This window comes from Trinickia dinghuensis (assembly GCF_003367175.1).
In the GTDB taxonomy this organism is placed as follows: Bacteria; Pseudomonadota; Gammaproteobacteria; order Burkholderiales; family Burkholderiaceae; genus Trinickia; species Trinickia dinghuensis.
The window spans coordinates 722148-746737 of the sequence record NZ_QRGA01000001.1; the positions used below are offsets into that span (position 1 = coordinate 722148).

General features: G+C 61.2%; 24 protein-coding genes and 1 pseudogene. 21 read left to right on the forward strand and 4 right to left on the reverse strand.

The window, feature by feature from the left end:
- Window positions 1–261: aldehyde dehydrogenase family protein (locus DWV00_RS03210; protein WP_115532046.1), on the forward strand; the 261-nt coding region annotated here is incomplete at its 5' end.
- A 4-nt stretch (window positions 262–265) separates the two neighbouring features.
- Here the strand turns inward: DWV00_RS03210 and DWV00_RS03215 are convergent.
- Window positions 266–967 carry a FadR/GntR family transcriptional regulator gene (locus tag DWV00_RS03215; RefSeq protein ID WP_115532255.1) on the reverse strand — a complete coding sequence of 234 codons (702 nt, stop codon included), beginning with the start codon at window positions 965–967 and terminating at the stop codon, window positions 266–268.
- Window positions 968–1199: 232 nt separating this feature from the next.
- Between DWV00_RS03215 and DWV00_RS03220 the strand changes: the two genes are divergently transcribed.
- The 13 genes and pseudogenes from DWV00_RS03220 (at window position 1200) to DWV00_RS03275 (ending at window position 13896) form a co-directional block, all read left to right on the forward strand.
- Entirely contained in the window at window positions 1200–2750 is a 1551-nt protein-coding gene (locus DWV00_RS03220; RefSeq protein ID WP_115532047.1) for a sugar ABC transporter ATP-binding protein, read from the forward strand.
- Window positions 2743–3774: an ABC transporter permease gene (locus DWV00_RS03225; RefSeq protein WP_115532048.1), complete on the forward strand. Its 1032-nt coding sequence runs from the start codon at window positions 2743–2745 to the stop codon at window positions 3772–3774. The genes DWV00_RS03220 and DWV00_RS03225 overlap by 8 nt, the downstream gene beginning before the upstream one ends.
- A 38-nt stretch (window positions 3775–3812) precedes the next feature.
- A complete protein-coding gene (locus tag DWV00_RS03230; RefSeq protein ID WP_115532049.1) occupies window positions 3813–4760 on the forward strand; it encodes an ABC transporter substrate-binding protein in 948 nt (315 codons plus the stop codon).
- 99 nt (window positions 4761–4859) lie between these two features.
- A complete protein-coding gene (locus DWV00_RS03235; RefSeq protein ID WP_115532256.1) occupies window positions 4860–5876 on the forward strand; it encodes an aldo/keto reductase in 1017 nt (338 codons plus the stop codon).
- Window positions 5873–6757 (forward strand): amidohydrolase family protein, encoded by an 885-nt coding sequence (locus tag DWV00_RS03240; protein WP_115532050.1) that lies wholly within the window; start codon window positions 5873–5875, stop codon window positions 6755–6757. The genes DWV00_RS03235 and DWV00_RS03240 overlap by 4 nt, the downstream gene beginning before the upstream one ends.
- A gap of 21 nt (window positions 6758–6778) precedes the next feature.
- A complete protein-coding gene (locus DWV00_RS03245; protein WP_115532051.1) occupies window positions 6779–7789 on the forward strand; it encodes a zinc-binding alcohol dehydrogenase family protein in 1011 nt (336 codons plus the stop codon).
- A gap of 31 nt (window positions 7790–7820) precedes the next feature.
- A complete protein-coding gene (locus DWV00_RS03250) occupies window positions 7821–8954 on the forward strand; it encodes a mannitol dehydrogenase family protein (RefSeq protein ID WP_115532052.1) in 1134 nt (377 codons plus the stop codon).
- Window positions 8955–8977: 23 nt separating this feature from the next.
- Window positions 8978–10513, forward strand: coding sequence for a UxaA family hydrolase (locus DWV00_RS03255; protein ID WP_115532053.1), 1536 nt, complete (start codon window positions 8978–8980; stop codon window positions 10511–10513).
- Window positions 10514–10522: 9 nt separating this feature from the next.
- Window positions 10523–10843 carry a hypothetical protein gene (locus DWV00_RS03260; protein WP_245964689.1) on the forward strand — a complete coding sequence of 107 codons (321 nt, stop codon included), beginning with the start codon at window positions 10523–10525 and terminating at the stop codon, window positions 10841–10843.
- Window positions 10844–10869: 26 nt separating this feature from the next.
- On the forward strand, window positions 10870–11211 hold the full coding sequence (locus DWV00_RS03265; protein WP_115532055.1) for an L-rhamnose mutarotase: 342 nt from the start codon (window positions 10870–10872) through the stop codon (window positions 11209–11211).
- Window positions 11212–11264: 53 nt separating this feature from the next.
- Window positions 11265–11741, forward strand: a pseudogene (locus DWV00_RS35025) (Tar ligand binding domain-containing protein); the annotation flags it as partial.
- A gap of 90 nt (window positions 11742–11831) precedes the next feature.
- A complete protein-coding gene (locus DWV00_RS03270; RefSeq protein WP_245964690.1) occupies window positions 11832–12851 on the forward strand; it encodes a methyl-accepting chemotaxis protein in 1020 nt (339 codons plus the stop codon).
- 121 nt (window positions 12852–12972) lie between these two features.
- Complete coding sequence (locus DWV00_RS03275; protein WP_115532057.1) at window positions 12973–13896, forward strand: LysR family transcriptional regulator; 924 nt, start codon at window positions 12973–12975, stop codon at window positions 13894–13896.
- Window positions 13897–13901: 5 nt separating this feature from the next.
- On the opposite strand, the gene DWV00_RS03280 is transcribed toward DWV00_RS03275, so the two are convergent.
- Both DWV00_RS03280 and tcuC read right to left on the reverse strand, forming a co-directional pair.
- The gene (locus DWV00_RS03280; RefSeq protein WP_115532058.1) at window positions 13902–14684 is read right to left on the reverse strand and encodes a substrate-binding domain-containing protein; all 783 of its coding nucleotides are present in this window, start codon (window positions 14682–14684) and stop codon (window positions 13902–13904) included.
- Between the two features lie 54 nt (window positions 14685–14738).
- A complete protein-coding gene (gene tcuC, locus DWV00_RS03285; protein ID WP_115532059.1) occupies window positions 14739–16037 on the reverse strand; it encodes an MFS transporter in 1299 nt (432 codons plus the stop codon).
- 769 nt (window positions 16038–16806) lie between these two features.
- On the opposite strand from tcuC, the gene DWV00_RS03290 reads away from it, so the two are divergent.
- Window positions 16807–17136, forward strand: coding sequence for an H-NS family nucleoid-associated regulatory protein (locus DWV00_RS03290; RefSeq protein WP_115532060.1), 330 nt, complete (start codon window positions 16807–16809; stop codon window positions 17134–17136).
- Window positions 17137–17272: 136 nt separating this feature from the next.
- On the opposite strand, the gene DWV00_RS03295 is transcribed toward DWV00_RS03290, so the two are convergent.
- Entirely contained in the window at window positions 17273–18943 is a 1671-nt protein-coding gene (locus tag DWV00_RS03295) for a glycoside hydrolase family 28 protein (protein WP_245964691.1), read from the reverse strand.
- Between the two features lie 193 nt (window positions 18944–19136).
- Here DWV00_RS03295 and DWV00_RS33900 point away from each other — a divergent pair, with 193 nt between their 5' ends.
- The 6 genes from DWV00_RS33900 (at window position 19137) to DWV00_RS03320 (ending at window position 24495) form a co-directional block, all read left to right on the forward strand.
- The gene (locus tag DWV00_RS33900) at window positions 19137–19595 is read left to right on the forward strand and encodes a hypothetical protein (protein WP_181885355.1); all 459 of its coding nucleotides are present in this window, start codon (window positions 19137–19139) and stop codon (window positions 19593–19595) included.
- Window positions 19596–19905: 310 nt separating this feature from the next.
- On the forward strand, window positions 19906–20109 hold the full coding sequence (locus DWV00_RS33590) for a hypothetical protein (RefSeq protein WP_147297824.1): 204 nt from the start codon (window positions 19906–19908) through the stop codon (window positions 20107–20109).
- 157 nt (window positions 20110–20266) lie between these two features.
- Window positions 20267–21985, forward strand: coding sequence for a pectinesterase (locus DWV00_RS03310; RefSeq protein ID WP_115532064.1), 1719 nt, complete (start codon window positions 20267–20269; stop codon window positions 21983–21985).
- Window positions 21982–22125 (forward strand): hypothetical protein, encoded by a 144-nt coding sequence (locus DWV00_RS33905; RefSeq protein WP_181885333.1) that lies wholly within the window; start codon window positions 21982–21984, stop codon window positions 22123–22125. Before DWV00_RS03310 ends, DWV00_RS33905 begins: the two co-directional genes overlap by 4 nt.
- Window positions 22122–23519: an aminotransferase-like domain-containing protein gene (locus DWV00_RS03315; protein ID WP_115532065.1), complete on the forward strand. Its 1398-nt coding sequence runs from the start codon at window positions 22122–22124 to the stop codon at window positions 23517–23519. Before DWV00_RS33905 ends, DWV00_RS03315 begins: the two co-directional genes overlap by 4 nt.
- 403 nt (window positions 23520–23922) lie before the next feature.
- The gene (locus tag DWV00_RS03320) at window positions 23923–24495 is read left to right on the forward strand and encodes a flavodoxin family protein (protein ID WP_115532066.1); all 573 of its coding nucleotides are present in this window, start codon (window positions 23923–23925) and stop codon (window positions 24493–24495) included.
- Window positions 24496–24590 lie beyond the last annotated feature (95 nt).

A 24590-nucleotide genomic window follows, 5' to 3' on the forward strand; every position in this document is an offset into this window, starting at 1 on the left:
TTGACGATGGTCGTAGCCGATCGCGAGGTGTTTGTGCCGGAGTATGGCCTGGCGAGCTACCTCTACAGCCGGGATCTCGGCCGTGTGTTCCGGGTGTCGGAGTCGTTGGAGTACGGAATGGTCGGTGTCAATACCGGATTGATTTCCAACGAGATGGCGCCATTCGGCGGGGTCAAGCAATCCGGTTTGGGGCGGGAGGGCTCGAAGTTCGGAATCGACGACTATACGACGCTGAAATACACGTGTATCGCGGGATTGTGACGGGCTAGTCCGCGCCTTGTTTCAACGCCCCGCTCATCCATCGATCTTCGGAAGCCATGAGGTGCGCGCGCATCGCTGTCTGCGCGGCGATGGGATCGCCGGCCTGCAACGCCTTGAGCACAGCCTCATGTTCCTGGACGGCCGCGGTCCAGGTTTGGGCGCTTTCCGCGTGACCTCGCATCGCGGCTGCGATCGGGTCGTGGCGGCTGTCGAACAACTCTCCCAAATAGCGGCTGAGCACCGAATTGCCTGCGGCCTCTGCAATGAGCATGTGGAATTGCCGGTCGGCCTCGACAGGCGATTTGCCGGCGGCCGCGAGCCGGCGCATCCGCTCGACGGTGCGACGTAACCGATCCAACATGGCCGCGGTCATATGCGCCGTGGCGAGCACCACCACACTGCCTTCGATCGCGGCTCGTGCCTGCATCAATTCCGACGGACTGTCGCCTAACGCTCCCACGGTGCCTGCGGCGTCCTCACTCGCCTCGCAAACATAGACACCCGATCCCATTCGGATCTCCACTTGCCCGCCGATCTCCAGCGCGATCAACGCTTCGCGCAGCGACGGCCGTGACACGCCCAGCGTCAGCGCCAGCTCTCGTTCGGGTGGCAAACGCTCTCCCGGCGGGAATTCGCCCTGACGGATCAACGCGAGGATTTGGGTGGCGACGGATTGGTAAAGCCGCTTGGGTTCTGTTGATTTCATCGTGTGCGTGAGAGGGACGCTGCGGAGGACCGCACAGCCTGCATCGAAGTCTAGCATGAAGGTCCACAGCCATTGCTGTGCAAGCGATTGCCTGGTCTCTTGGGGTTTCTACTATTGGTAAGGACGATGTGAAAAAACAAAAATTGGCTTGACCAAGAAGTGAAATTTGGCTTTAATCCACATAAATTGGACTGACCGGATGCAAGCCAGGTTGGCCGTACATGGAGACGTAATGACAGTGCCCAGCAGTTCATCAAGCCTTCCCGTTGCCGAACGGGATGCTCCGGGACGGGAGATCCTGCGCCTCGAAGGCGTCGTGAAGCGATTTCCCGGCGTGGTCGCTCTCGATGGCATTCGTCTGGACCTTCGGGCGGGAGAGGTTCACGCGGTCTGCGGGGAGAACGGCGCCGGCAAATCGACGCTGATGAAAATCATCAGCGGCCAGTACCAGCCCGATGAAGGCACCATCCGCTATCGCGACGCCGAGGTCCGTTTCAGTTCGACGTCGGAGGCCCAGGCCGCGGGCATCGCGATCATTCATCAGGAACTGAACCTGGTTCCGCATTTGAGCGTGGCGGAGAATCTCTACCTCGCACGCGAGCCGAAGCGCGGGCCGTTCGTCGATTCCCGCAAGCTCAACGCCGACGCAGTGCGCTGCCTGCAACGGATTGGTTTGGATGTGGCGCCCACGACGCCGGTAGGCACACTGTCGATCGCGCAGCAGCAGATGGTGGAAATCGCGAAAGCGCTTTCGTTCGATTCGAACGTGCTGATCATGGACGAACCGACGTCGTCCTTGACCGAATCGGAAACGGCCCAGCTCTTTCGAATCATTCAAGAGCTACGCGCGGCCGGCGTGGCGATCCTTTACATCTCGCACCGCCTTGACGAAATGGCACAGATCGTCGACCGCGTGACGGTCCTGCGCGATGGCCGGCATATCTCGACGGACGATTTCGCCGCGTTGACGGTGAACGACATCGTCGCTCGCATGGTGGGGCGGTCCCTCGATGACGCGTACCCCGCGCGGCAATCCATACCGACGGAAGATGTGCTGCTCAGCGCGCGGAATCTGCGCCGAGACGGCGTATTCGGCCCCGTGTCGTTCGATCTGCGTAGAGGCGAAATTCTCGGCTTCGCAGGTCTCATGGGGGCGGGCCGTACCGAGGTGGCCCGAGCGATTTTCGGTGCGGACCGGTTGGACGAAGGCGAGATCGAGTTGCATGGCGGCCGCGTGGCGATCCGCTCGCCGCGCGAGGCGATTCGTCACGGTATTGCTTACTTGTCGGAAGACCGCAAACAAGAAGGCCTCGCGCTCGGGATGTCCGTTGCCGCGAATATCACGCTTTCAAACGTTTCGGGCATCTCGTCACGCACGGGTTTCTTGCGATTCGATGAAGAAGCTTCGATCGCACGTCGCTATGTGCGTGACTTGGCCATTCGCACGCCCTCTGTCGAGCAGATCGTTCGCAACTTGTCGGGTGGCAATCAGCAGAAGGTCGTCATCGGCAAATGGCTGTACCGGGGATCGAAGATTTTGTTCTTCGATGAGCCCACGCGCGGCATCGACGTCGGCGCGAAGTTCGCTATCTACGGGCTGATGGATCGGTTAGCCGCGGACGGCGTCGGTGTCGTGCTGATCAGTTCGGAGTTGCCCGAGCTGCTTGGAATGACAGATCGGATCGCTGTCTTTCACGAAGGCCGGATAACGGCCGTTCTCGAAACGAAACACACCAGTCAGGAGGAGATCATGCACTTTGCTTCGGGGCGTACACATGCTTGAAATGACATCGGATCGTAGTCAGAGCGCCGACCGCTCGGCTCGGCAGCGGCGCCGCGACCTCATTCAAAAGTTCGCGGCCTTGGGGAGCCTCGTTGCACTTGTGATTGCATTTTCGGTCACTAGCTCGGCATTCTTTTCGGTCGGCAACATGATGACCGTCAGCTTGCAAGTAACGTCGATCGCCTATTTGGGCGTTGCCGCGACCTGCGTCATCATCACGGGCGGCATCGACCTGTCGGTCGGCTCGGTGCTTGCGCTCGCGGGCGTTTCGGCCGCACTGCTCGCCAAGGCGGGCATGCCGGTGCCCGTCGCCATGCTTGGCGGGGTGCTCGTGGGTGCGCTGTGCGGATACGTCAACGGCATTTGCGTGACGCGAATGGGATTGCCGCCGTTTATCGCGACGCTCGGCATGATGCTGGTCGCTCGAGGTCTCGCGCTGCAGATCACCGGAGCACGGCCGGTCTCGGATCTTAGCAACGCATTCGGCGTCCTGGGCAACGGCGCATTGTTCCGGATTTCCCATATCGGCGCGGACGGATTTCCGGATACGACGTTTCCGGGCATTCCGTATCCCGTCGTCATCATGGTCGTGTTCTTCATCGCGGGCGCCATCCTTCTCTCGAAGACCTCGCTCGGTCGGCACATCTATGCGGTCGGCTCCAACCCCGAAGCGGCACGTCTGTCCGGTGTGAACGTTCGCGGCGTGACGATGTTCACCTATGTGCTCTCCGGCGCATTGGCCGGCGTCACCGGTTGCGTGCTGATGTCGCGCCTCGTGACCGGCCAACCCAATGAAGGCGTCATGTACGAACTCGATGCGATCGCCAGCGCCGTGATCGGCGGAACGTCGCTGATGGGCGGGGTGGGCACGATCTCGGGCACGGCCATCGGCGCGTTCGTCATCGGTGTGCTGCGCAACGGCCTGAACATGAACGGGGTATCCAGTTTCATCCAGCAGATCATCATCGGCGTCGTCATTCTCGGCACGGTCTGGATCGATCAATTGCGAAGCAGGAAGCGGTAATCAAACGTAGTGCAACCATGAAAAAAGAGGAGCGAGACATGAGCAGGCTTTCGATTTTTGCGGTATCGGCGTTGTTGTGCGCGGCGTTCAGTTCGGGCGCTTATGCGGCGGGCGGCGAGATCGCCGTGATCGTCAAGACGGTCAATTCGAATTATTGGCAAAACGTGCAGAAGGGCGCGAAGGCCGCAATGGGCGACGCGAAGGGATACACGATGACCTTCCAAGGTCCGGCCGCCGAATCCGATATTACGGATGAAGTGAACATGGTCGAGAACGCGGTCAATCGGCACGTCGCCGGTATTGTGCTCGCACCGTCCGATCCCGATGCGCTCGTACCGGCTATCAAGAAAGCGTGGGAGGCGCATATCCCCGTCGTGTTGGTCGACTCCGCGCTGTCCGATGCCGGCAAGCAGTACTACCAGTCATTCTTGTCGACCGACAACGAAAAGGCCGGTGAGCTTTGCGCGCAGGCACTGATCGACCGCGTCGGTCAGACCGGGAAGATCGCGCTGATGTCCTACGTGCCGGGAGCGGGATCTGAAATCGGGCGGGTCGGCGGCTTCAAGAAATACCTCGCGGCGCATTCGAAGCTGCAGATCGTCGGCCCGTACTACTCGCAGTCTCAGATGGCGACGGCGCTGAATCAGACCACCGATGTGCTCTCCGCGAACCCCGATCTGAAGGGGATCTTCGGTGCAAACGAGCCGACGGCGATCGGGGTGGGGCGCGCGCTCAAACAGTCCGGGAAGGCGGGCAAAGTCGTCGCGATCGGGTTCGACGGCAATCAGGATCTGCAAAATTTCGTGCGCGACGGGACGATCCAAGGGATCGCCGTTCAAGGCTCCTATCAGATGGGATACAAGGGCATTCAGGCGGTCGTGAACGTCATCGAACATAAGCCTGTCGCGAAGGATATCGATACGGGCGTCGTGATGGTCGACAAGCAGAACCTCGATACGCCCACAGCGAAGAACGTCCTTTACTGATTGACGCCGATGACCTGCGTCGATGCCAGTGCGCGATCGGCGCAGGACCTGCTTCGGTGTTTCTAACGATTGATATTTTCTCGATTGCGTCCCTCGATGATCAACGCTCGCGAAATACGTACCTTGCCGCGCAGTGGGCTAGAACTGACTGCCCTGGGTCTCGGATGTTCTCAACTCGGCGGGCTCTATCGTCCGATCTCTTGGGCCGATTCGGAGGCGCTCGTCGATGCGGCGTGGTCTGCCGGCCTGCGCTATTTCGATACTGCGCCGTACTACGGCTATACGCTGTCCGAGCGGCGCGCGGGGCAAGCGCTCTCCGCCCGCGCGCGGGACGCATTTTCGCTGAGCACGAAGGTCGGCCGTTTGATGTGCCCGGATGCCGGTGTGCAGCCTGGAGACGATGGCTGGGCCGAGCCGTTGCCCTTTCGACCGGTGTTCGATTACACCTACGACGGCGTCATGCGTTCGTACGAGGATAGTTTGCAGCGGCTTGGAACGGCTCGCGTCGACATCCTCTATGTGCACGACATCGGACCGATGACTCACGGCGATCGCCACCCGCACTATTGGGCTCAGCTGACGGACGGAGGCGGTTTTCGCGCTTTGACGCAATTGCGTGAGCGTGGGGCGGTGCGCGCGATCGGCCTCGGTGTCAACGAGTGGGAAATCGTCGTCGATGCCATGAATGAAGTACCTCTCGACCTCGTCCTCCTTGCCGGAAGGTACACGCTGCTTGAACAGACCGCGCTCGAGCCGCTGCTCGACGCTTGCCTGCGCGCGGAAACGGCTGTCGTCGTGGGTGGCGTGTTCAACTCCGGAGTCCTCGCCGGCAATGGCAAGTTCAACTACGGCGATGCACCTGCCGAAGTCGTGAAGAAGGTGCAGCGCCTAACCGACCTGTGCGCGCGTTTCGACGTCCCGCTGCCGGCAGCGGCGCTGCAATTCCCGTTCGCGCACCCGGCTGTCGCTTCGTGCGTCGTCGGCGCGCGCAGCGTTGCGCAACTGCAGCAGAACATTGCATGGCTGGAGCGGCCCATCCCCAGGGAGTATTGGCAAGCGCTGAGCGATAGCGGGTTGATTGCCGCCCATGCACCTGTTCCAAAGGAGCAAGCATGACGCTGCGTATCGACGCGCATCAGCACTACTGGCAAATCGGGGCGCGCGCAGGTTACTGGCCCCCTCGCGAGCTGGATGCGATCTATCGCGATTTCGGCCCGGAGGATTTGGCACCCGAGTTGGCGGCGGCCCGAATCAGCGGCACCGTTCTCGTGCAGTCGCTGCCTACCGAGGACGACACGCGATTTTTGCTTGGCCTCGCGGACAAAACGGAAGCCGTATGTGCCGTCGTCGGATGGGTCGATTTGAAGGCCACGGACGCGGCAGCAAGAATTGCGGCGTTTGCCGCGCACCCGAAGGCACGGGGGCTACGGCCGATGCTTCAAGACTTGCCCGACGACGCGTGGATCGACGATCCGATTTTGGATAACGCCGTGGCGGCCATGGTCGAGCATGATCTGCGCTTCGACGCACTGGTGATGCCGCGCCATCTCGACGCGCTGTACGAATTTGCACGACGTTATCCGGATCTGCGGATCGTCGTCGATCACGGCGCGAAGCCGCGCATAGCGGCGAAGGCGGTCGAACCTTGGTTGTCGGCGATGACTAGGCTCGCGCTCCTTCCCAACGTGCACTGCAAGCTTTCCGGGCTTTGGACCGAGGCCGGCGACGCAGGCGATCCGACCGTTGACGATGTGATCAGGAACCGCGTCCGCCCGTATGTCCGAGTCGTGGCCGAGCTATTCGGCGCACGGCGATTGATGTGGGGCAGCGACTGGCCCGTGCTGCGTCTTGCCCCATGCAGTGGCGGTTATGGCGAGTGGCTGGCCGCGTGCGAGGCCGATTGCGCTCGGTTTTTGGGTGCCGAGGCGGTCCCCGACGTTTTCGGCGGCAACGCAACCAAGTTTTATCGCGTAGGCGACTTCCTTCGCCACGCATGATTTGATCAAGAGGAAATTCATATGCTTAGCGTGATTTGCGAATCACCGGGAGTGTTGCGCGCGCAGCAATCCGACGTACCTGTTCGAGTCGCCGGCGAGGTATTGCTTCGCGTGTCTCGCGTTGGAATTTGCGGTACTGATCTGCACATCTTTACGGGCAACCAACCTTATCTGCAGTACCCGCGCGTGATGGGGCATGAGTTTTCCGGGGTGGTAGTCGAAGCTGAACACAACTCGGGATTTGCTCCGGGCGACGGCGTCTATGTGATGCCGTATCTCTCATGCGGGCAGTGCGTCGCATGCCGGCAAGGCAAGACAAACTGCTGCGTCGACATCAAGGTGCTAGGTGTGCATCGAGACGGCGCGCTCGCCGAGTACCTGAGCGTGCCCGCGCAATTCGTTCACAAGGCCGAGGGCGTCACGCTCGATCAGGCCGCGATGCTCGAATTTTTGGCGATTGGGGCGCATGCGGTGCGGCGGGCGGAGGTGTTGGCCGATCAACGCGTGCTGGTAGTCGGTGCCGGCCCGATCGGCATGGCCGCCATGATCTTCGCGAAGCTGCGGGGCGCCAACGTGACCTGTCTCGATACGCGTTCCGATCGCCTGGAATTTTGCAAAACTCGTTTGAATGTAGACGCTACCGTCGGTGTCGGCCCCACCGACGCCGAACAGCTCGCTTCGCTAACGAACAACGAGTTCTTCGATGTCGTCTTCGACGCGACGGGCAATATCGACGCGATGAACCGTGGGTTCGGATTTGTGGCCCACGGAGGCAAATATACGTTGATCTCGATCGTGCCGGGGCAGGTGACGTTCTCCGATCCGGAGTTTCATAAGCGCGAGATGACCTTGCTCGCTAGCCGGAATGCCACCACCGCCGACTTCGAGACCGTGCTGGAAGCGATGCGATCGGGGCGTATTCCTGATCAAGCGCTGAACACGCACCGAATGCGGCTTGCCGATGTTCCGGATGCTTTTCCGCGCTTGCTCGAGAAGGGGCAGACGGTGGTGAAGGCGTTGGTGGAGTGCTGAGCCAATTCCATGGATGTTCGGGACAGCTACCATGAGTGAACCCATACTTCAGTTCGGCACGAGCCGGTTTCTTTTAGCCCACGTTGCGCTGTTCGTCTCGCAGGCGCTGGAGCGCGGCGATGCCATCGGCGGCATCGCCGTCGTGCAGACCACAGGCAATGCCGCCAGTCGCGCGCGTGTCGCGGCGTTGTCGCGGCAAGCCGGCTATCCGGTACGTATCCGCGGGAAAGAGCACGGCGCGGCTGTCGATAGCGTTGTCGTCTGTGACGCCGTTCGCTCCGCGTGGATTGCCGATCGCGACTGGGCGACGGTTCGCCGCGCGGCGGTCGAAGACGTGCGCGTCATCGTGTCGAACACCGGCGACACGGGCTACCGCCTCGACGAGCGAGATTCGCCCGATGTGCTTGCGCGTACCGGAGCCGTGCCCCGCAGCTATCCCGCGAAGCTTCTCGATTTGCTTCATTCACGGTGGCAAGAACGTCCCCGCGACGGCGTATCGATTTTCCCTTGCGAATTGGTGGAGAACAACGGCGATACCCTGCGCGAGATCGTGCTTGGTCTAGCGAAGCAATGGTCGTTGCCCGATCCGTTCATCGAATACGTCCGTCACCGATGCATTTGGGTGAACTCGCTCGTGGATCGAATCGTGTCGGAACCCATCGATCCCGTCGGCGCGGTCGCCGAGCCATACGCCCTTTGGGCGATCGAGCGGCGTGCGGGAATGGAATTGCCCTGCACCCACGAGAGCATGGTTCTGACGGACGACTTGCGAAGCCACGAACGGCTGAAGCTCTTTTTCCTCAACCTCGGCCATAGTTGGCTGGCGGAGCAGTGGCTTACCGAGCAGCGGTCGCCATCCGAAACGGTGCTCGATGCGATGCAGGATTCGCGGATGCGCGCTGAAATCGACGTTGTGTGGCAAGAGGAAGTCTTGCCCGTTTTCGGGGCGATGGGCATGCGCGTTCAGGCCGAAGACTACCTTGCCAGCGTCCGCGAACGGTTCGGCAACCCGTATCTCGACCACCGAATCTCGGACATCGCGCAAAACCACGTCGCGAAGGTCAGAAGGCGAGTACTGCCTCTGATCGAACTCGCGAATTCTCTGTCGATGGCGAGCGCTCAGCCGCGCTTGCGTGCCTTGCTTGGCAAGCGCGGACTCATCTAATAAACGACGATTAGGCATCAATCATGACGGATCGGAGCGTTGTACTCCTACACGACGACGACAACGTGGCGGTGGCCCTGCGCTCATTGTCCAAGGACGTGCTCATCGACGTCAGCGGACGTCGCGTGCGTGTGCTGTCGGACATCCCCGCCGGCCACAAGGTTGCGACTCGGGATATCGCCGGCGGTGCGCGCGTCTGCAAATACCACCAGACGATCGGAATCGCGCTGCGAGATATCTCGGCCGGGGAGCACGTTCATGTGCACAACGTTGGCATGCCCGAGCAGCACGAGCAGCACGAGCTGCGACAGCCGCAGGCCGGGCAGGTAATCCAATGTGCCGACGCCGAGCGCTCGGATACGTTCATGGGTTTCGAGCGATCTAACGGGCAGGTTGGTACGCGCAACTTCATCGGCGTGATCGCCAGCGTCAACTGTTCGGCCAGTGTCTGTCACGCGATTGCCGATGCCTTCAAGGGCGATGCCATTGCATTGCTCGAGAATGTCGATGGCGTCGTGCCGATTACGCATCAGAGCGGATGCGGCATGTCGTCGACTGGAGACGGCATCGCGCTGTTGCGCCGCACGCTCATGGGCTATGCGAGAAGCCCCAACTTTGCGGGGGTACTGCTCGTCGGCCTCGGTTGCGAAGTCAATCAGGTCAATGCAATGACCGAATTGCTGGGGCCGCTCGGCCCATGCCCGGTCAGAACGCTCGTCATACAGGAAGAAGGCGGTGCGAGAGAGACGGTAGCCCGTGGAATCGAGATCGTCCGAGAATTGCTCGGCGTCGCGAATCGAGCAACGCGGACGATGGTGCCGGCATCAAAACTAACGCTAGGACTGCAATGCGGCGGCTCCGACGGATACTCGGGCATGACGGCGAATCCGGCGCTCGGCGTTGCCGTCGATCTGCTTGTTCGGAACGGCGGCACCGCGATCCTCTCGGAGACGCCTGAAATATACGGCGCCGAGCATTTGCTGACGGCGAGAGCCGCGTCGAGCGACGTGTCGGGCAGCCTGCTCGAAAAGCTGCGTTGGTGGGAGCGCTATGCGGCTGCGGGAGGCGGTGAGCTCAACAACAATCCGTCGCCGGGAAACAAGGCGGGCGGAATCACGACGATTCTCGAGAAATCGCTGGGCGCCGTATCGAAAGGGGGAAGCACGGCGCTTAGGGCCGTGTATGACTATGCCGAGCCGGTGCGTGAGCCGGGCCTTGTGTTCATGGACACGCCGGGCTATGACCCGGTATCCGCCACTGGACAAATAGCGGGCGGGGCGAACCTCATTTGCTTCACGACCGGGCGGGGTTCTGTTTTCGGATCGAAGCCCGTTCCAACCATCAAAGTTGCCACGACAACAGCCCTCTTCGAGCGGATGCGCTCGGACATGGACTTCAACAGCGGTCCGATCGTCGATGGGACGCTCAGTATCGAGGAGGCCGGGGCACAACTGTTTCGGTTGATGCTGGCGGTCGCATCGGGCCAGCGGACCTGCAGCGAAATGAACGGCATCGGCGATCGCGAGTTCGTGCCGTGGCTTCAGGGCGCGGTGATGTAGTGGGTAATCGTGAAGCTGGAGGAAATCGTGGATCGTTCTGCGCAGTTGTTGAAGGTAACGAGTCTGGGGCAAGCATCGATGAATGCGGTGGCGACCGTACCCCTGCAGGATACGGCCGGTGGAGACTTTCGGCTAACAGCGCTGGAACGAGGGCTTCTGGGAGAGGCGCTCCGCTTACTGGCGGATACCCGCGCTCGAGCGCTGCAACTCACCGCGGAGTTCAGTCGAAGACAAGGCGTTGCAGCGCCCGACGTTCACGACTTTCAGCTGCCGACGATCGTCGATCTTCAACGGCGGTTCAGCGAGCAGGAAACGCCGTTGGTTGAATAACCGGCCATGCTTGAGAAAGAGGACCCATGCGCTACTGTCTTGCATTGGATTTGAAAGACGATCCCGAACTTATCGCCCGCTACGAGGACTTCCATCGCGAGGTTTGGCCCGATGTCGTTAGCCACATACGAGACCATGGGGTCTCGAACATGGAGATTTACCGCCTCGGAACTCGATTGTTCATGATCATGGACACGGACGATTCCGTCTTCGACATGGATCGAATGACCCAAGGGGCGTTGAATAACCCGGCGGTTCAACAATGGGAAACGCTGATGTGGGAATTTCAGGCGCCCACACCTTGGACGCCTGCCGGCCAGAAGTGGGTGCCGATGGATCGGATATTCGATTTGCAGCAGCAGCGATAGCGCGCCCGCGCATCGTCAGACAACAAAGATCATGAGCGGGCGACGGGGAACGTATGTTGAAGCATCTCTCTTTTCGAATGAGCATTACGCTGGTCATATCTGCGTTTTTCGCGATTTTGCTTGTATCGAGCCTGGCGGGCGCCGGGGCACTGAAGCTGAGCAACGACGCCTTGCGGGAGATGTATGAGCGCGATACGCAGTCGCTTGCCGCGCTGCAGACGAGCGATGCGGTGTTGCAGCGTGTTCGCATATCGCTAGATAGCTATCAGGCGCTTTATGCGTTAGGTGACGCGCAACCGGATCTGCTGGCCGCTGCTCGCCGGGGAATCACCGAGTCCGACCGAACTTTCGAGCGCTTCGTCCAATTGCAGGAAGCCGATCCGCAAGCACGAGCAGCGGCAAATCTATTGAAAGCCCAGCGCCGCGCCGTCGTCGACAAGGTAGTGCTGCCGGGTTTGCAGGCGTTGGAAAGTATGAATATCGGCAGCTTCAAGACGTTGCAGGGCGAGGGGTCGGAATCGCTCGCAAAGGTGTACGAAGCCGGTGTGAACGACCGTGAGCGCGCTGTCGTGGAAGTACAAGGCGCACGATACGCGCAAGCGCAGGCGAGGTTTCGTAGGATGATCGGGTTGCTCGCAGGCGCATCGGTAGCGGCACTGGTGCTCGGCCTCTTTGCGAGGGCGATGCTGATACGCGTCGTTGTACGTCCTGTTTCCGAGACTATGACTCACCTGCGGCGCATCGCATCGGGGGACCTTAGCGGAGAGATTCGAATCGAATACCGCAACGAAATGGGCGCCGTCCTCGCCGATCTTAAGGCGATGCAGGATTCGCTAGTCGATATGGTGCGAAGTGTGAGAAACGGCACCGAAACGATCAGCGTGGGAGCGCAGGAGATAGCATCAGGCAACGCGGATCTATCGCGCCGCACCGAACTGCAGGCGGCGTCGCTGGAGCGTACGGTGGAAAACGTGAAGCAACTGACGGAAAGCGTCAGGACCAATGCCGAGCACGCCGATAACGCCAGTCAACGCGCGCTGCAAGCATCGCGGACCGCGGTTGCGGGCGGTCAGGTTGTGAGCGAAGTCGTTCGGACCATGCAAGGTATCGCAGTTCATTCGACCAAGATTGCGGAGATCGTGCGCCTGATCGACAGCGTTGCGTTTCAGACCAATATTCTTGCGCTGAACGCCGCGGTCGAGGCGGCGCGGGCGGGTGATCTTGGACGTGGGTTTGCGGTGGTCGCCCATGAAGTGCGGAACCTCGCGCAGCGGTGTGCCGATGCGGCTAAGGAGATCAAGCAGCTGATCGACGAGACGGTCGCCAAGATTTCCGAAGGTTCGGCACTCGCTGACCGCGCGGGCGAAACGATGAAGGACGTCGTGTCGTCATTCGAGACGGTCAACGGATTGACGGCCGACATTTCCTCCGCTGTCCAAGCGCAGAGCGTCGGCATCGCGGACATCAACGATGCTGTGACGAAAATGGATATCACGACGCAAAAGAATGCGGCGTTGGTTGAAGAGGTGAGCGCGGCGGCAACGTCCCTCGAGGGAGAAGCATCCGTGCTTACAGATGCCGTAGCGTTGTTCAAATTGGTTCCGACTTTTGCAGTCCCGGGTGGAATGGATAGCGTCTAAGACGGAAGGCGTCGAGAACGAACACCCGTTCTAGTCCGCATGGTCGCACCAAGTAGTTCGAGATGGGCGCTTTGAGCCGGATCATGCAAAATGTCCACGTCTAAGACGTGGAGGACGGCCCGTGGGTATCAACTTCGATCTGAATGACTTGCAGGCGTTTCGCGCGGTGGCGGAATTGGGCAGTTTCCGCAAGGCTGCCGAAGCCGTCAGCATCTCTCAGCCGGCCTTGAGTCGTCGCATCGATAAGCTCGAAGAAGCGCTCGGTGTGCGCCTGTTCGAGCGCACCACCCGCAGCGTTACGCTCACCACGGTTGGCCGCGTGTTTGCGTCGAGCGCTGAGCAACTGCTAAATGATCTCGACGTCGCCCTGCTCGGCATCCGCGACGTTTCATCGAGCCGTCTCGGCCACGTCACCATCGCCTGCGTGCCATCGGTGGCTTACTATTTCTTGCCAAGCGTTATCTCGGCCTATCGTCGCCGCTTTCCGCGCATCAGGATCAAACTGCTGGATGCAAGCGCCAACGATGTGCTTGCCGCCGTCATCAGCGGTGAGGCTGATTTCGGCGTGAGCTTCATGGGAAGCCAGGACTCGGAGGTCGAGTTCAAGGTGCTGTTGCAGGAGCGCTTCGTTGTCGCCTGCCGCCGCGATCACCCGCTGGCAAGCAAGAAGCGCATGACGTGGGACGAGCTGTACCAGCACGAATACGTTTCGCTGGATAAGACTTCCGGCAACCGCTTGCTGCTCGATCAGGCGCTGTCTGCGGTGGCGCCGCGTACGCCGAGCGTCTGCGAGACGCGCCACGTCACGACGATGCTCGGATTAGTCGAAGCGGGGCTTGGTGTCGCCGCTGTGCCGTCGATGGCCATGCCCGGGCGCGATCACCCCGTCCTCACAAGCGTGCCGCTCGTCGAACCGGTGGTGAAGCGACGCGTGGGAATCCTAAAACGCCGGGGACGTCCGCTTACACCGGCCGCGCAGGAGTTTCATAAAGCGATTGTCGAAACGAGGCGCGGCGGCGGAGCGAGCAAAGCAAGGCTTCCTTAGGAGCATCAATGGCCGGAAACGGTATCGAGCCCGGTCAATTGCACCTCTGTTTGCACACCGGGTGAAGCGAGATATTCGAGCAAGGCTTTCGCTTCCTTCGGATGCTGTGCGTTGACGGGAATGCCGGCGGCGAAACGCGTGACGGATTGCAGAGACTCGGGAATTTTTCCGACGAAGGTTGCCCCTTTGACGGGCCGCAACTCGCTCACCTGCTGGAAGCCGATCTCGAAGTCGCCGTTCGCTACCACCGAGGCTACGGGAATTCGCGGGATCATTTTTGCCTTCGACCTGACCTGATCCTCGATGCCGAGCTTCTTGAACAACTCCCGCTGGATATAGACACCGCTCGCGCTGTCCGAGTAAGCGATGGACTTTGCATGCAGCAGCGTCTGCCGGAGGCCTTCTACCGTGCTGATGTCGGGCTTCGCGGCGCCTTCGCGCACCACCATGCCGATGCGCGAATCGGCCAACTCGACGCGCGATCCGGGAATGACCTTGCCTTTCCTGATCAATTCGTCGAGTGCATATCCCACCATGATGACGGCGTCCGCGGGCTCGTCACGCTCGAGCCTGTTGGGGATCGCTTCGGGCGATTTACCCATAGATGGACCTAGCGTGGTCTCGAGCGTGTCTCCCGTCTTGGCCGCGAACTCGGGGCCGAGCACCTTAAACGCTGCGGTGAAGCCACCGGAGGTCATGACGTGCAGATCGGCGGCGTGCACGTTTGCCGTAGCCGCCGAGGTTGCGACGAGTGCTGCCGCGCACAGTTTCAGAAACAGGTTTCTCATGATGTAGCAGTGTCGGATTGAGTGTGATTGGCTGCGGGCAGAAGAAGACCGAAATCAGTGGGCCGGAGTTAGCGTAGCTGTGCGGCGGCGATAAAGTGCGAACGTTGCAATGAGTGCGCACGCTGCGGCGAAGCTCATCCAGTAAGCCGGGGCGGCTTTGTCGCCGGTCATGTGAATGAGCGCGGTCGAGATCGCCGGCGTAAAGCCGCCGAACACCGCGGTCGCGAGGCTATACGCGAGCGAGAAGCCCGCGACGCGTACCTGAGCCGGCATCACTTCCGTCAGCGCGACGATCATCGCGCCGTTATAGATCCCGTACATGAAGGAGAGCCACAGGAGGACGAGCAGCATATTGAGGAAGCTCGGCGCGTGCGCGAGCAGCGATAGTGCCGGGTATGCGGTCGCGATGTTGAGCACGGTCATGCCGACGAGCAACGGCCGGCGGCCGATCTTGTCGGAGAGCGCTCCGCCGATCGGGAGCCATACGAAGTTCGACACGGCGACACACAGCGTCACGAGCAAACTATCGGCGGTGCTCAAGTGCAGCACCGTTCTTCCGAACGTCGGCGCGTAGACCGTGATGAGATAGAAGCTCGCGGTGGTCATCGCCACCAGCATCATCCCGGCGACCACGACAGCCCAGTTCTGGACCAGCGTGAGGAACACTTCGTTCATGCTCGGGCGATGCGCGCGCGCCTTGAACTCCTGGGTTTCCGCCAGGTTGCGACGCAGTACAAAGATGAACGGCACGATCATGCAGCCGACGAAAAAGGGAACTCTCCATCCCCAGGCCGCGATGGTGGCTGCGTCCAGCGATTGATTGAGCGCGAAGCCGAGGCCCGCGGCTATGACGATTGCTACCTGCTGGCTCGCGGATTGCCAGCTCGTGTAGAAGCCTTTATGGCCGGGCGTAGCCATCTCGGCAAGATACACCGACACGCCGCCCAATTCCGCGCCCGCGGAAAAGCCCTGCAGCAGTCGGCCAAGCAGCACAAGTGCGGGCGCGAGAAGGCCGATCGTCGCGTAGCCCGGTACGAACGCAATGAGGATCGTGCCGCTCGCCATGATGGCGAGGGTGACGATAAGGCCCTTGCGGCGGCCGACGTCGTCGATGTACGCGCCTAGGACGATTGCGCCCAGCGGTCTCATCAGAAAGCCGGCGCCGAAGACTGCAAACGTCATCATCAACGAAGCAAAGTCACTCCCCGTCGGAAAAAAGACGTGGGCGATTTGCGTCGCATAGAAGCCAAACAGGAAGAAGTCGAACTGCTCGAGAAAATTTCCAGCCGTTACGCGGAAAACCGCCGCGGCCTTGGAATGTCCCGGCGTTGGCGTGGAGGGCGAGGGGTGCATCGAGGTGTCTCCTGAAATCCCGAAGCATGCGATGGCCCGCGCTTCGTCGTTTCGGAAATATTCGCCCGCGACCGGTCAAACGATAAGTGCAATGTTGTGAACGATTGATGTTGGTTGGTTATCAATCAGAAAGCAACATCAGTCCCGCTACGGGTGCCGGCTGGCGGCATGAGCCGGTTATCAGTCGACGACAAGGATGGTATTGAATGCCGCTGAAGCGGCCAAGCGAAAGTCCTTTCCGAACAACGGGTTGCTCGTCAATCGAGGCGCGAACCCACAGCTTTATCAACAGATTCTGTGGATAACCTAGCGTTCCTAGACCGCGCCCCGCTCGACACACTCACACTAGGGCCGGCACCAACGTGAAGAGCGCGAGCACCGCATCCACCAGCCGCAGGGGCGGCCGGTGACACCCCATTCGGTGGTGCGCGCCGCGGACGGCCGCCTTTGGGATGTGGCGCAGAATGATGAGCATTGGTTCTTGGCCCACCCCGGGGACGATGACGAATTTATCAAGCAGATCGAGGCGGAGCCGTGAGTTCGGTTAAGCTATATACCCCGCCTTTGACCCGAATGAAGGGAAGAGGCAGCGTCAGCGAACCGGTTGGAGTCTGCCGGCAACCCATGGACCAGGCACCAGGCACCTCGAGATCCACCTCGGCTCGGTGCCTTTTCTCCGCCCTGGGTGGGCTGTCATGGCGGCTCCGAGGCATCTGCGGCCGCGCTTCTATAGATTGCGTCTTACATCACAACGTCACTCATGTTTCCTATGTCCACGAAGGCAAAAGTCTCGGACGGCGAGGCTCGCGACCGGCTCATCATCTGGATCCGCCGTCGAATGGAAGAGTTCGGCATCACTCCGCAAGCCCTTGCTGACTCGATCCAGCAAGATCTCAGTCAACGCCCCATTTACCGCGACGCCCGCGGCAACGAGTGGAACGGCGAAGGTGACATGCCGGACTGGCTGCGTGCCGCGAAGAATGCCGGTGTGAGTCCCGACTTCTTCCGCATCGAAGCAGAACCACAGATCGCCGGCGCCGGCAGCAAAGCAAGTCCGCGTCAGCTTGATCTGCTATTCGAGCCAATGCCGCAACGGTAAAGCCGGCACGGTGGCCCGGCGATATGCAGAGGGTGCATGCTTTGCCGAGGGACAACGATCCGTCTTCGGATCGCCGTCCCGCTAACTCCCGGAAAGCCTCACCTTTCAACTCTAATGACGCGTCTGCGCGAAATCGTCAGCTCGGAAACGCCGGGAACGCCACGCTGCAATCGACCGTTCCCGGTGCGGACGCCGCCGCCGCGCCATTCGTGACCGACACATTATTGGAAGCATTGGCCTGCAGCGGCAGATTCACATTTTGTCCCATCGTAATCGCCGCATCGTTCGCGGTAATCGAAAGCGGCGCCGCATCGGCCACGACATTGTTCAGCGTGATGGTGAGGGGATTCACGACCGCTGGGTTCGGCAATCCGACGCTCCCGGTAGACCACCCCGTTTGCTGCAGAATCGGACTCGCGGAATTGAAGCCCTGGAGCGTGTAAGTCGCGGCGCTCAACTCGTGCACCCCATCGACGAGGATGTTCTGAAAGCTCGAATACAAACCGTTGCTCGTCGTAGGCGAGTAATACGGTGTGAACAGCAGCGCGGCCTGCGGCGCATTGTCGAGCGGACTCGGATTCGGCATCGCGCGCATGCAGACGTTCGTGTATTTGACATTCGCGACAAGGCCGCCGCGGCTCCAATCGGACTTGATGCGCAGTCCGTTGTCCGTGCCGTCGAACGAGAGGTCGTTCACGACCACATTGCTCACGCTCGGGTAGGCCCCGTTGACCGGCGCGACATTGGCGAGCACGCCGGCACTGGGTGTTCCATTGTCCAGCCCGGCGGTCTCGCTGCCGATCGACATCCCGTGACCCGTGTAGAAATGGTCGTGCGCCACCGTAACGTTATAGGTTCGTCCATTCGACGTGGCAGTGCCGCCCTTGATCGCCATGTTGTCGTCGCCGTCGTTGATGTACGAGAACGCGACCAAGATGTTGCTTGCATCCCCCGAGAAATTACCGCTGATTCCGTAGCCGCTCGGAATCGAGCTGGGGCTCGCGCTTGCGGGATCGATGCCGTCGGTGTTCTTGGCCGTCGCATAGCTGTAAGGCTGGCCAAGGTAGTTGTTCATCGCCTGATAGCGGGCGGTAGGCGTAAAGATTTTGACGCCCCAAGCGGTGAACCCATTCACGCCGCTCGGCACCACATGAAACTTCGGCGCGTTCTGCAAGGTGAGATTAAACAGGGTGAAGTTATAGCCATAGGAGAACTGGATCAGCCGCGGATTGTTCTGCGATTGATTCTGCACCGCGTTCGCTTCCCAGCCGATGTCCCACCAGCTCATGTTGCTGCCGTCGGGACGCTTGAGCAAAGCAGGCGTCGACGTCGTGCTGTACAGCGGCGAGCCGCCTTGGCCGTCGATCGTCCCCGGTCCCATCACCGCATTGTTGCTCGACTTGTTCAGGTTGCTGATCAGCGGCTTGCAGCCGTCGTCGCTGGCCGTGATGACGCCGCACACATTCGGCGATTTGTCGTATTGGCGGGGATCGCGAGACGCGAACAGCGTCACCCCTTTGTCGATGACGAGTGTGACGCCGCCGGGCATCGTCAGCGGTCCGGAAAGAAACGCATTGTTGTTTCCCGATGCGCTCAATTCGACCACGCCGTTCGTGCTCAAGGTGTTGCTGGTCGTGAACGCATTGGCGGCGGTGGCGCAAGCGTTGAGCTGCGCCTGGATTCGCGCGGTGTCCGGTGCCGTGTTCGTGGCGTCCGCGGCGGGTGGCAGCGAGCCGTCGCTCTGCGTCTGCAGGTTCGCGGTCAGCCGGCATGTCGACGTAGCCGCGAGCGGTACTGAAGAGGGCATAGTGGGCGCGGCGGGCAGCGTGCTGTCCGTCGTTGCGGCGCCGACTTGATAGCCGGCGGCACTCGTACTCGCGGTAGGCGAAGACGGTTGCGAAGAAGTCGAGCCGGTCGCGCTCGATACGGGCGTAGCTGATCCGCCTCCGCTCGTTCCGCCGCATGCGGCAACGAGCAGTACAGCTGCCGAGCTGGCAACGGTGCGTTTATTTAGAAGCCGTTCGATTTTCATCATTGTTTTCCTAGTCAACTTCTTATTCGATATCGCTAATTGTTCACGCGGCGTTATTACGCCGGCCATTTGCGCTACTGGCGCACTGCTGGCCACTGAAAAATCGGCGATACGGTTTTATTCGATCAGTCGCATCCCGGCGAAAGATCGCTTCTCCTGTTTCGCTGCTCACGGTGGGTTGTCCCGCAGCTGCCCGGCGCTCGGTGCCTGGGATTCGCGCTCGGATCCGAGCGCAATCGAACGGCGTCTCCTGATGATTTGCTGGGTAGTGTTGTCAAACGTCAATCATCTTGTCAAGCAAAAACTTGCGATGCGATTTCAAACGGCATTCGGTGTCAGCGTATTCCCCTACGGCGGGCCGCGGACCGCTAACTCGCGTAAAGCTGCCTTCGATCTGTCTGCTCGAATTGTCCGTTCGCACGAATAAAAACCCCGGCCCACGGATGCCGTTTCAGCCTCTCTCCCCTTTCCTATCAGGCTGCTGTTCATGGGTAAGGCGACGCGACTGTCTTCGGCTTCTGTACCTTTTCCAGGCGTCTCGTTGGCCTACTATGTGCGAAAGCCGTCGATCGCTTGTCGGTCGAATCTTCCGGAACGCCACGCCGTTGCTCACTGAGCATGTCTTTTTGCTTACACTTCTGGACTTACAATTATTGATGTTGTAAAACAAGTCGGGAAGGGGCACGAGCGATCGCTCTCAAGCGGAGCGGCGGCTGCATCTCCTCAGGCGGGATTTCTTGGAAGTCGCTTTTTGTCGGGCGCAACCGGTCGATGCGGTGGTGCGGGAGTGCCTATGGCAATCGAGCGTTGGAGACACGCTCGGTATGAATTTCTTTGAAACCAATCAGATAGAAAAATATGAAAAAGCAAATTTTGATGCTTGGCGTCGCTTCGTCGGCGATTCTGGTGGCGGCGTGTGGAGGCGGCACATCCGGCAGTAGTCCCGCTGCGGCGGCGACCGCCGCTTCTAGCCCGAGCGCCGCCTCTACCCCGACTGCGGCCTCTAGCCCTACGGCGGCCTCGACTCCCGCTGCAACGACCACGGGCTCGACACCTGCGTCGTCCACACCCGCGTCATCGCCCGCGACGACCACCGCGATGTCCGCCGCGGCGCTGTTCCCCGTTAACGGCGCGGTCGCGGCTCAGCCCGACACGATGCTTCAAATCACGTTCAACGCTCCGCCCACGCTGGGTACGACGGGCAAAATCTCCGTGTTCAACGCGACGACCAACGTCCTGGTCGACTCGATCGACATCAGCGGCGCGCCGACGAAGACCACGAACGAAACGTACGGAACCGGCGGCACGGGTTTCAGCGAAACCGACACCGAGGTCGACGCGCTGGCTGCGGGCGTGACGACGCTGAGCGGCTCCGCGCGCAACGTGTACTACACGCCGGTCACGATTTCGGGTAATACCGCGACCATTCATCTCCATGACGGGAAGCTGTCGCCCGGCACCCGGTACTACGTGACCGTCGACAGCACGGTGTTCTCCGGTACACAGGGAAGCTTCTCGAGCTTCAGTTCGGCAACCGCGCCGGCGTGGACGTTCACGACGGGCCCATTGCCTACGTTGACGGTGTCGAACACGGTTCCGGCCAATGCGCCATCGGGCACGACGGGCTCGGTGTCGGTGACGGTGGACGCCTCCGGAAACGGCAACTTCAATACCGTTCAGGGCGCGCTCGATTGGCTCATGCAAAACTGCAATACGGGCATCAGCGGGGCGGCATGCACGTCGTCGTCCGTCATCAAGACCATCACGGTCGACAAGGGCGCGTACAACGAGCTGCTGTTCGTGCGCAACATGAACAACTTGACGATCACGGGTTCGACGAGCAGCGCGGCCGATACCACGGTGTCCGCCAACAACTTCGAGAGCTACAACCCGGGTTCGGGCGGGAGCAACACCGCGGCGGGAACGTCGAACACCACCGAGGGCGCGGTCACGCGGCGCGCGCTCGGCGGAGGGCGTTCGGTCTTTCTGATGGAAGGCTCCGATCTGCTGACGCTGCGCAACTTCACGCTGCAAAATTCCCACGTGAAACAGTCCAGCTACAACAATCAAGCCGAGACGCTGTACTTCAACAACACGAAAACAAACGGCGGCCGCTTTGTCGCGAGCCACATGCAATTCCTCAGCGCGCAGGACACGATTCAGACGAAGGGCTGGGCCTACTTCTACGACGACTACATCGCGGGCGACGTCGATTTCCTGTGGGGCAACGCCTATGCCGCGATGTTCGACCACAGTGAGCTGCACACGGTCTACGACGTGACGGCCCCGACGACGGGCGGCTATGTGATCCAAGCGCGCGCCTACACGGGCTATGTCAACACGAGCACGAGCGCCTTCATCCAGACGCCCGGGTTCGTCGTGTCCAACAGCACGTTGACCGCCGATTCCAACGTGCCGGCCGGCAGTACTTTCCTTGCGCGCGCGGGTGGAGCGGAGATCAACTGTACGCTGCCGGCCGCGGCGAGCGCGCAGGGCTCGGGCTGCGACGACGTTGCCTATGTCGACACGCAGATTGGCGCGCATATCTCGGCCGGCGGCTGGCTCGGCGCGGCGGAAGGCGCGAGCGGCACAGAGCTCGATGTTTCTCCGAGCACGGGCCAAACCGAAATGGCCGGCTGGCGCGAATGGGGGAGCATGAACAGCACCGGCGGCACGCTGAGTTTGTCCGGCCGCGACACGACCGTGGGGACGGACACGGTTGCCCTGACGGGCGGGACCGCCGCGCTCGATCTGACCAACCCGTCGGTGGTCTTCGCCGGCTGGAACAACGGCGCGGGCTGGACGCCGACGCCTTGACGAACGACCGAACGACGACCGGCAGCGCGTTGCCCCTGTCCGAACTGACCGGAATGTCGATGCCTTACTCGCCGGCGGCGGCGGTGCGCCATGCACTGCTTGCCGCCTGGCGAGGCACCCCTAGAGCGATCGCGAGATGACACCGTCGGGACCCGGTTTGACGCATTCGATCGCGGCCAATTTGAGCCGGCAGATCGAACGCGGACTCTTGAGAGCAGGACACAAATTGCCGTCGATCAGAGAGTACGCCGAAGCGAACGGCTGCTCGAAGAACACGGTCATCAGTGCCTTCGACATCCTGACGGCGAAAGGCCTCGTCGAACCCCGCCGTGGCGCGGGGTTCTTCGTCGTCCATGCCATGAATGCCCAGCAGGAGGAAGGGGAAGCGCCGACAGCGCCGACCCTCGATTCGGCCATGGACACCGTTTGGTTCATGCGCGAGCAATTGCGGATGAAATCGGATGTCCTGAATCTGGCGGAAGGCTCGCCGCCCATCAAATGGCTCGAGGAAACGCGGCTGGATCTGGTCCATCAACGGATTGCGCGAACCGGTATCGGTTCGCTCTTCCGTCACGGCAGCCGGTACGGCTACTTGCCGTTGCGGCAGCATCTGCAGCGCAAGCTCGCGGAATACGAGATTCATGCCGCACCCGGGCAAATCGTCCTCACGCACGGCGCGACCCAGGCGATGGACATGGTGCTGCGCTACTTCGTGCGCCCGGGAGACGTCGTGTTCGTCGACGACCCGGGATACTATCCGCTGTTCGGCAAGCTGAAACTGTGCGGCGCCGTGGCAATCGGCGTACCGCGCACTTTGGACGGGCCCGATGTCGACGTGCTCGCCTCGCTGTTGAAGCAGCATCGGCCGAAGCTGTTCTTCACGCAATCGGTGGGGCACAACCCGACCGCCACCGATACGAGTGCGGCCAAAGCGCATCGCATTCTTCAGTTGGCCGAAGCGCACGATATGCTGATCGTCGAGAACGACGCACTCGCCGATCTCAAACCGCGGTCGACCCCGCGCATGGCCACGTTGGATCAGCTACGCCGGACCATCTACATCGGCAGCTTCTCGAAATCGGTATCGGCTGCGCTGAGAGTGGGCTTTCTCGCGTGCGATGCCGGCCTTGCGAGCGATCTCGCCGACGTGAAGATGCTCACGCACGTCAGCAGTTCGGAATACTGCGAACGCATCGTCGAAGCCGTCCTGAGCGACCGATACTTTTTGCGGCATACGATTCGCCTTCAGGACAAGCTGCGGCGCGCAACGGCAGTGGGCATCCGGGTGCTCGAGGATTTCGGCGCGAACATTTATCGCAAGACCGAGCAGAGCCTCTATCTATGGGCCCGGCTGCCGGGGCAGGACGATTCCGTCGCGTTCGCGCGCGCCATGCTCGAGCGAGGCGTCATGCTGGCACCCGGCGCCGTGTTCTGTGCACAGGCGGATACGCCGTCGCCTTGGTTCCGATTCAACGTCGGTTATTTGAACGATCCGCGCTTCGCGCAAGCGTTGACCGCCGCACTCCGTGCGTGATGCCGGGACCTCGAAAGGTGAGGGTTTCCGGGAGGATCGAAAACGGTGAGTATTTTCGGGAGGGCGCGGCGGCGGGGGACCCGCCTTCCAGAACGCTTCAGGGGCGTGTGAGCGTCTAGTCGCCTAGCATGCCGGACTTCGATAACGGTGAGCGTTTTCGGGATCCATACCGAAGCGCCTGGAAAGTGCCCCCGTTGGCGTCGTTAAAGGTGAGTCTTTTCGGGACCGGCCGGGCCCCGCCCTGCATGCGGCCCGAGGCGCAATTGCAATCGATGCCGCGGCCTGCGTGTAGGCCGACGCGTTTTGCATCGGCACGATAAACTGCGTCGTCCGTTCGCGGCGTGGCCCGCGTTCGGCGAACATTCCCTTTCCTAATCGTCTTCCCACCGAGGAGCCCCTCTTAATGACAACCGTCGCAATCGTTTACTTCAGCGGCTACGGCCATACCGTCAAGCTCGCGGAAGCCGTGCACGCGGGCGCCGCGGCCGAGCCGGGCGCGAAGGCGACGCTCTATCGCATCGACGCCAACGGCGATCTGCCCGAAGGCACATGGGAAGAGCTCGCCAAGGCCGATGCGGTGATTTACGGCAGCCCCACCTATATGGGCGGGCCGGCATGGCAGTTCAAGAAGTTCGCCGACGCGTCGTCGAAAGCGTGGTTCACGCAGGCGTGGAAGAACAAGCTCGCGGCCGGGTTCACGACGTCGGCCTCGACGAACGGCGACAAGTTTTCGACGATGGAGTACTTCTGGACGCTGTCGCAGCAGCACGGACAGGTCTGGATCGGTACCGGACTGATGCCGGCCAACAAAAAGGAGCACGGCCCCGCGGACGTCAACTGGACGGCCGGCTTTGCCGGCGTGCTGGCGATCTCGCCCTCCGATGCGTCGCCCGACGAAGCGCCGCGCTCGGGCGATCTCGAAACGGCTCGGCTGCTTGGCAAGCGCGTCGCCGAATTCGCGACGCGGCTTCGCTAAAGGCTGAAGGAGCGCCACGTTCGACGATTGGGAGTCCTAAGCGATTGGAGCTTTGAGCTTGGCTGTGCAGGCGGCTCCCAATGAGTCCCCGGTCC

Excerpts from the sequence above, each read along its gene's own strand:
- DWV00_RS03215 (WP_115532255.1), bottom strand. The coding sequence starts at position 967 with ATGAAATCAACAGAACCCAAGCGGCTTTACCAATCCGTCGCCACCCAA.
- DWV00_RS03220 (WP_115532047.1), top strand. The coding sequence starts at position 1,200 with ATGACAGTGCCCAGCAGTTCATCAAGCCTTCCCGTTGCCGAACGGGAT.
- DWV00_RS03225 (WP_115532048.1), top strand. The coding sequence starts at position 2,743 with ATGCTTGAAATGACATCGGATCGTAGTCAGAGCGCCGACCGCTCGGCT.
- DWV00_RS03230 (WP_115532049.1), top strand. The coding sequence starts at position 3,813 with ATGAGCAGGCTTTCGATTTTTGCGGTATCGGCGTTGTTGTGCGCGGCG.
- DWV00_RS03240 (WP_115532050.1), top strand. The coding sequence starts at position 5,873 with ATGACGCTGCGTATCGACGCGCATCAGCACTACTGGCAAATCGGGGCG.
- DWV00_RS03245 (WP_115532051.1), top strand. The coding sequence starts at position 6,779 with ATGCTTAGCGTGATTTGCGAATCACCGGGAGTGTTGCGCGCGCAGCAA.
- DWV00_RS03250 (WP_115532052.1), top strand. The coding sequence starts at position 7,821 with ATGAGTGAACCCATACTTCAGTTCGGCACGAGCCGGTTTCTTTTAGCC.
- DWV00_RS03255 (WP_115532053.1), top strand. The coding sequence starts at position 8,978 with ATGACGGATCGGAGCGTTGTACTCCTACACGACGACGACAACGTGGCG.
- DWV00_RS03265 (WP_115532055.1), top strand. The coding sequence starts at position 10,870 with ATGCGCTACTGTCTTGCATTGGATTTGAAAGACGATCCCGAACTTATC.
- DWV00_RS03270 (WP_245964690.1), top strand. The coding sequence starts at position 11,832 with ATGATCGGGTTGCTCGCAGGCGCATCGGTAGCGGCACTGGTGCTCGGC.
- DWV00_RS03280 (WP_115532058.1), bottom strand. The coding sequence starts at position 14,684 with ATGAGAAACCTGTTTCTGAAACTGTGCGCGGCAGCACTCGTCGCAACC.
- tcuC (WP_115532059.1), bottom strand. The coding sequence starts at position 16,037 with ATGCACCCCTCGCCCTCCACGCCAACGCCGGGACATTCCAAGGCCGCG.
- DWV00_RS03290 (WP_115532060.1), top strand. The coding sequence starts at position 16,807 with ATGTCCACGAAGGCAAAAGTCTCGGACGGCGAGGCTCGCGACCGGCTC.
- DWV00_RS03295 (WP_245964691.1), bottom strand. The coding sequence starts at position 18,943 with ATGCCCTCTTCAGTACCGCTCGCGGCTACGTCGACATGCCGGCTGACC.
- DWV00_RS03310 (WP_115532064.1), top strand. The coding sequence starts at position 20,267 with ATGTCCGCCGCGGCGCTGTTCCCCGTTAACGGCGCGGTCGCGGCTCAG.
- DWV00_RS03315 (WP_115532065.1), top strand. The coding sequence starts at position 22,122 with ATGACACCGTCGGGACCCGGTTTGACGCATTCGATCGCGGCCAATTTG.
- DWV00_RS03320 (WP_115532066.1), top strand. The coding sequence starts at position 23,923 with ATGACAACCGTCGCAATCGTTTACTTCAGCGGCTACGGCCATACCGTC.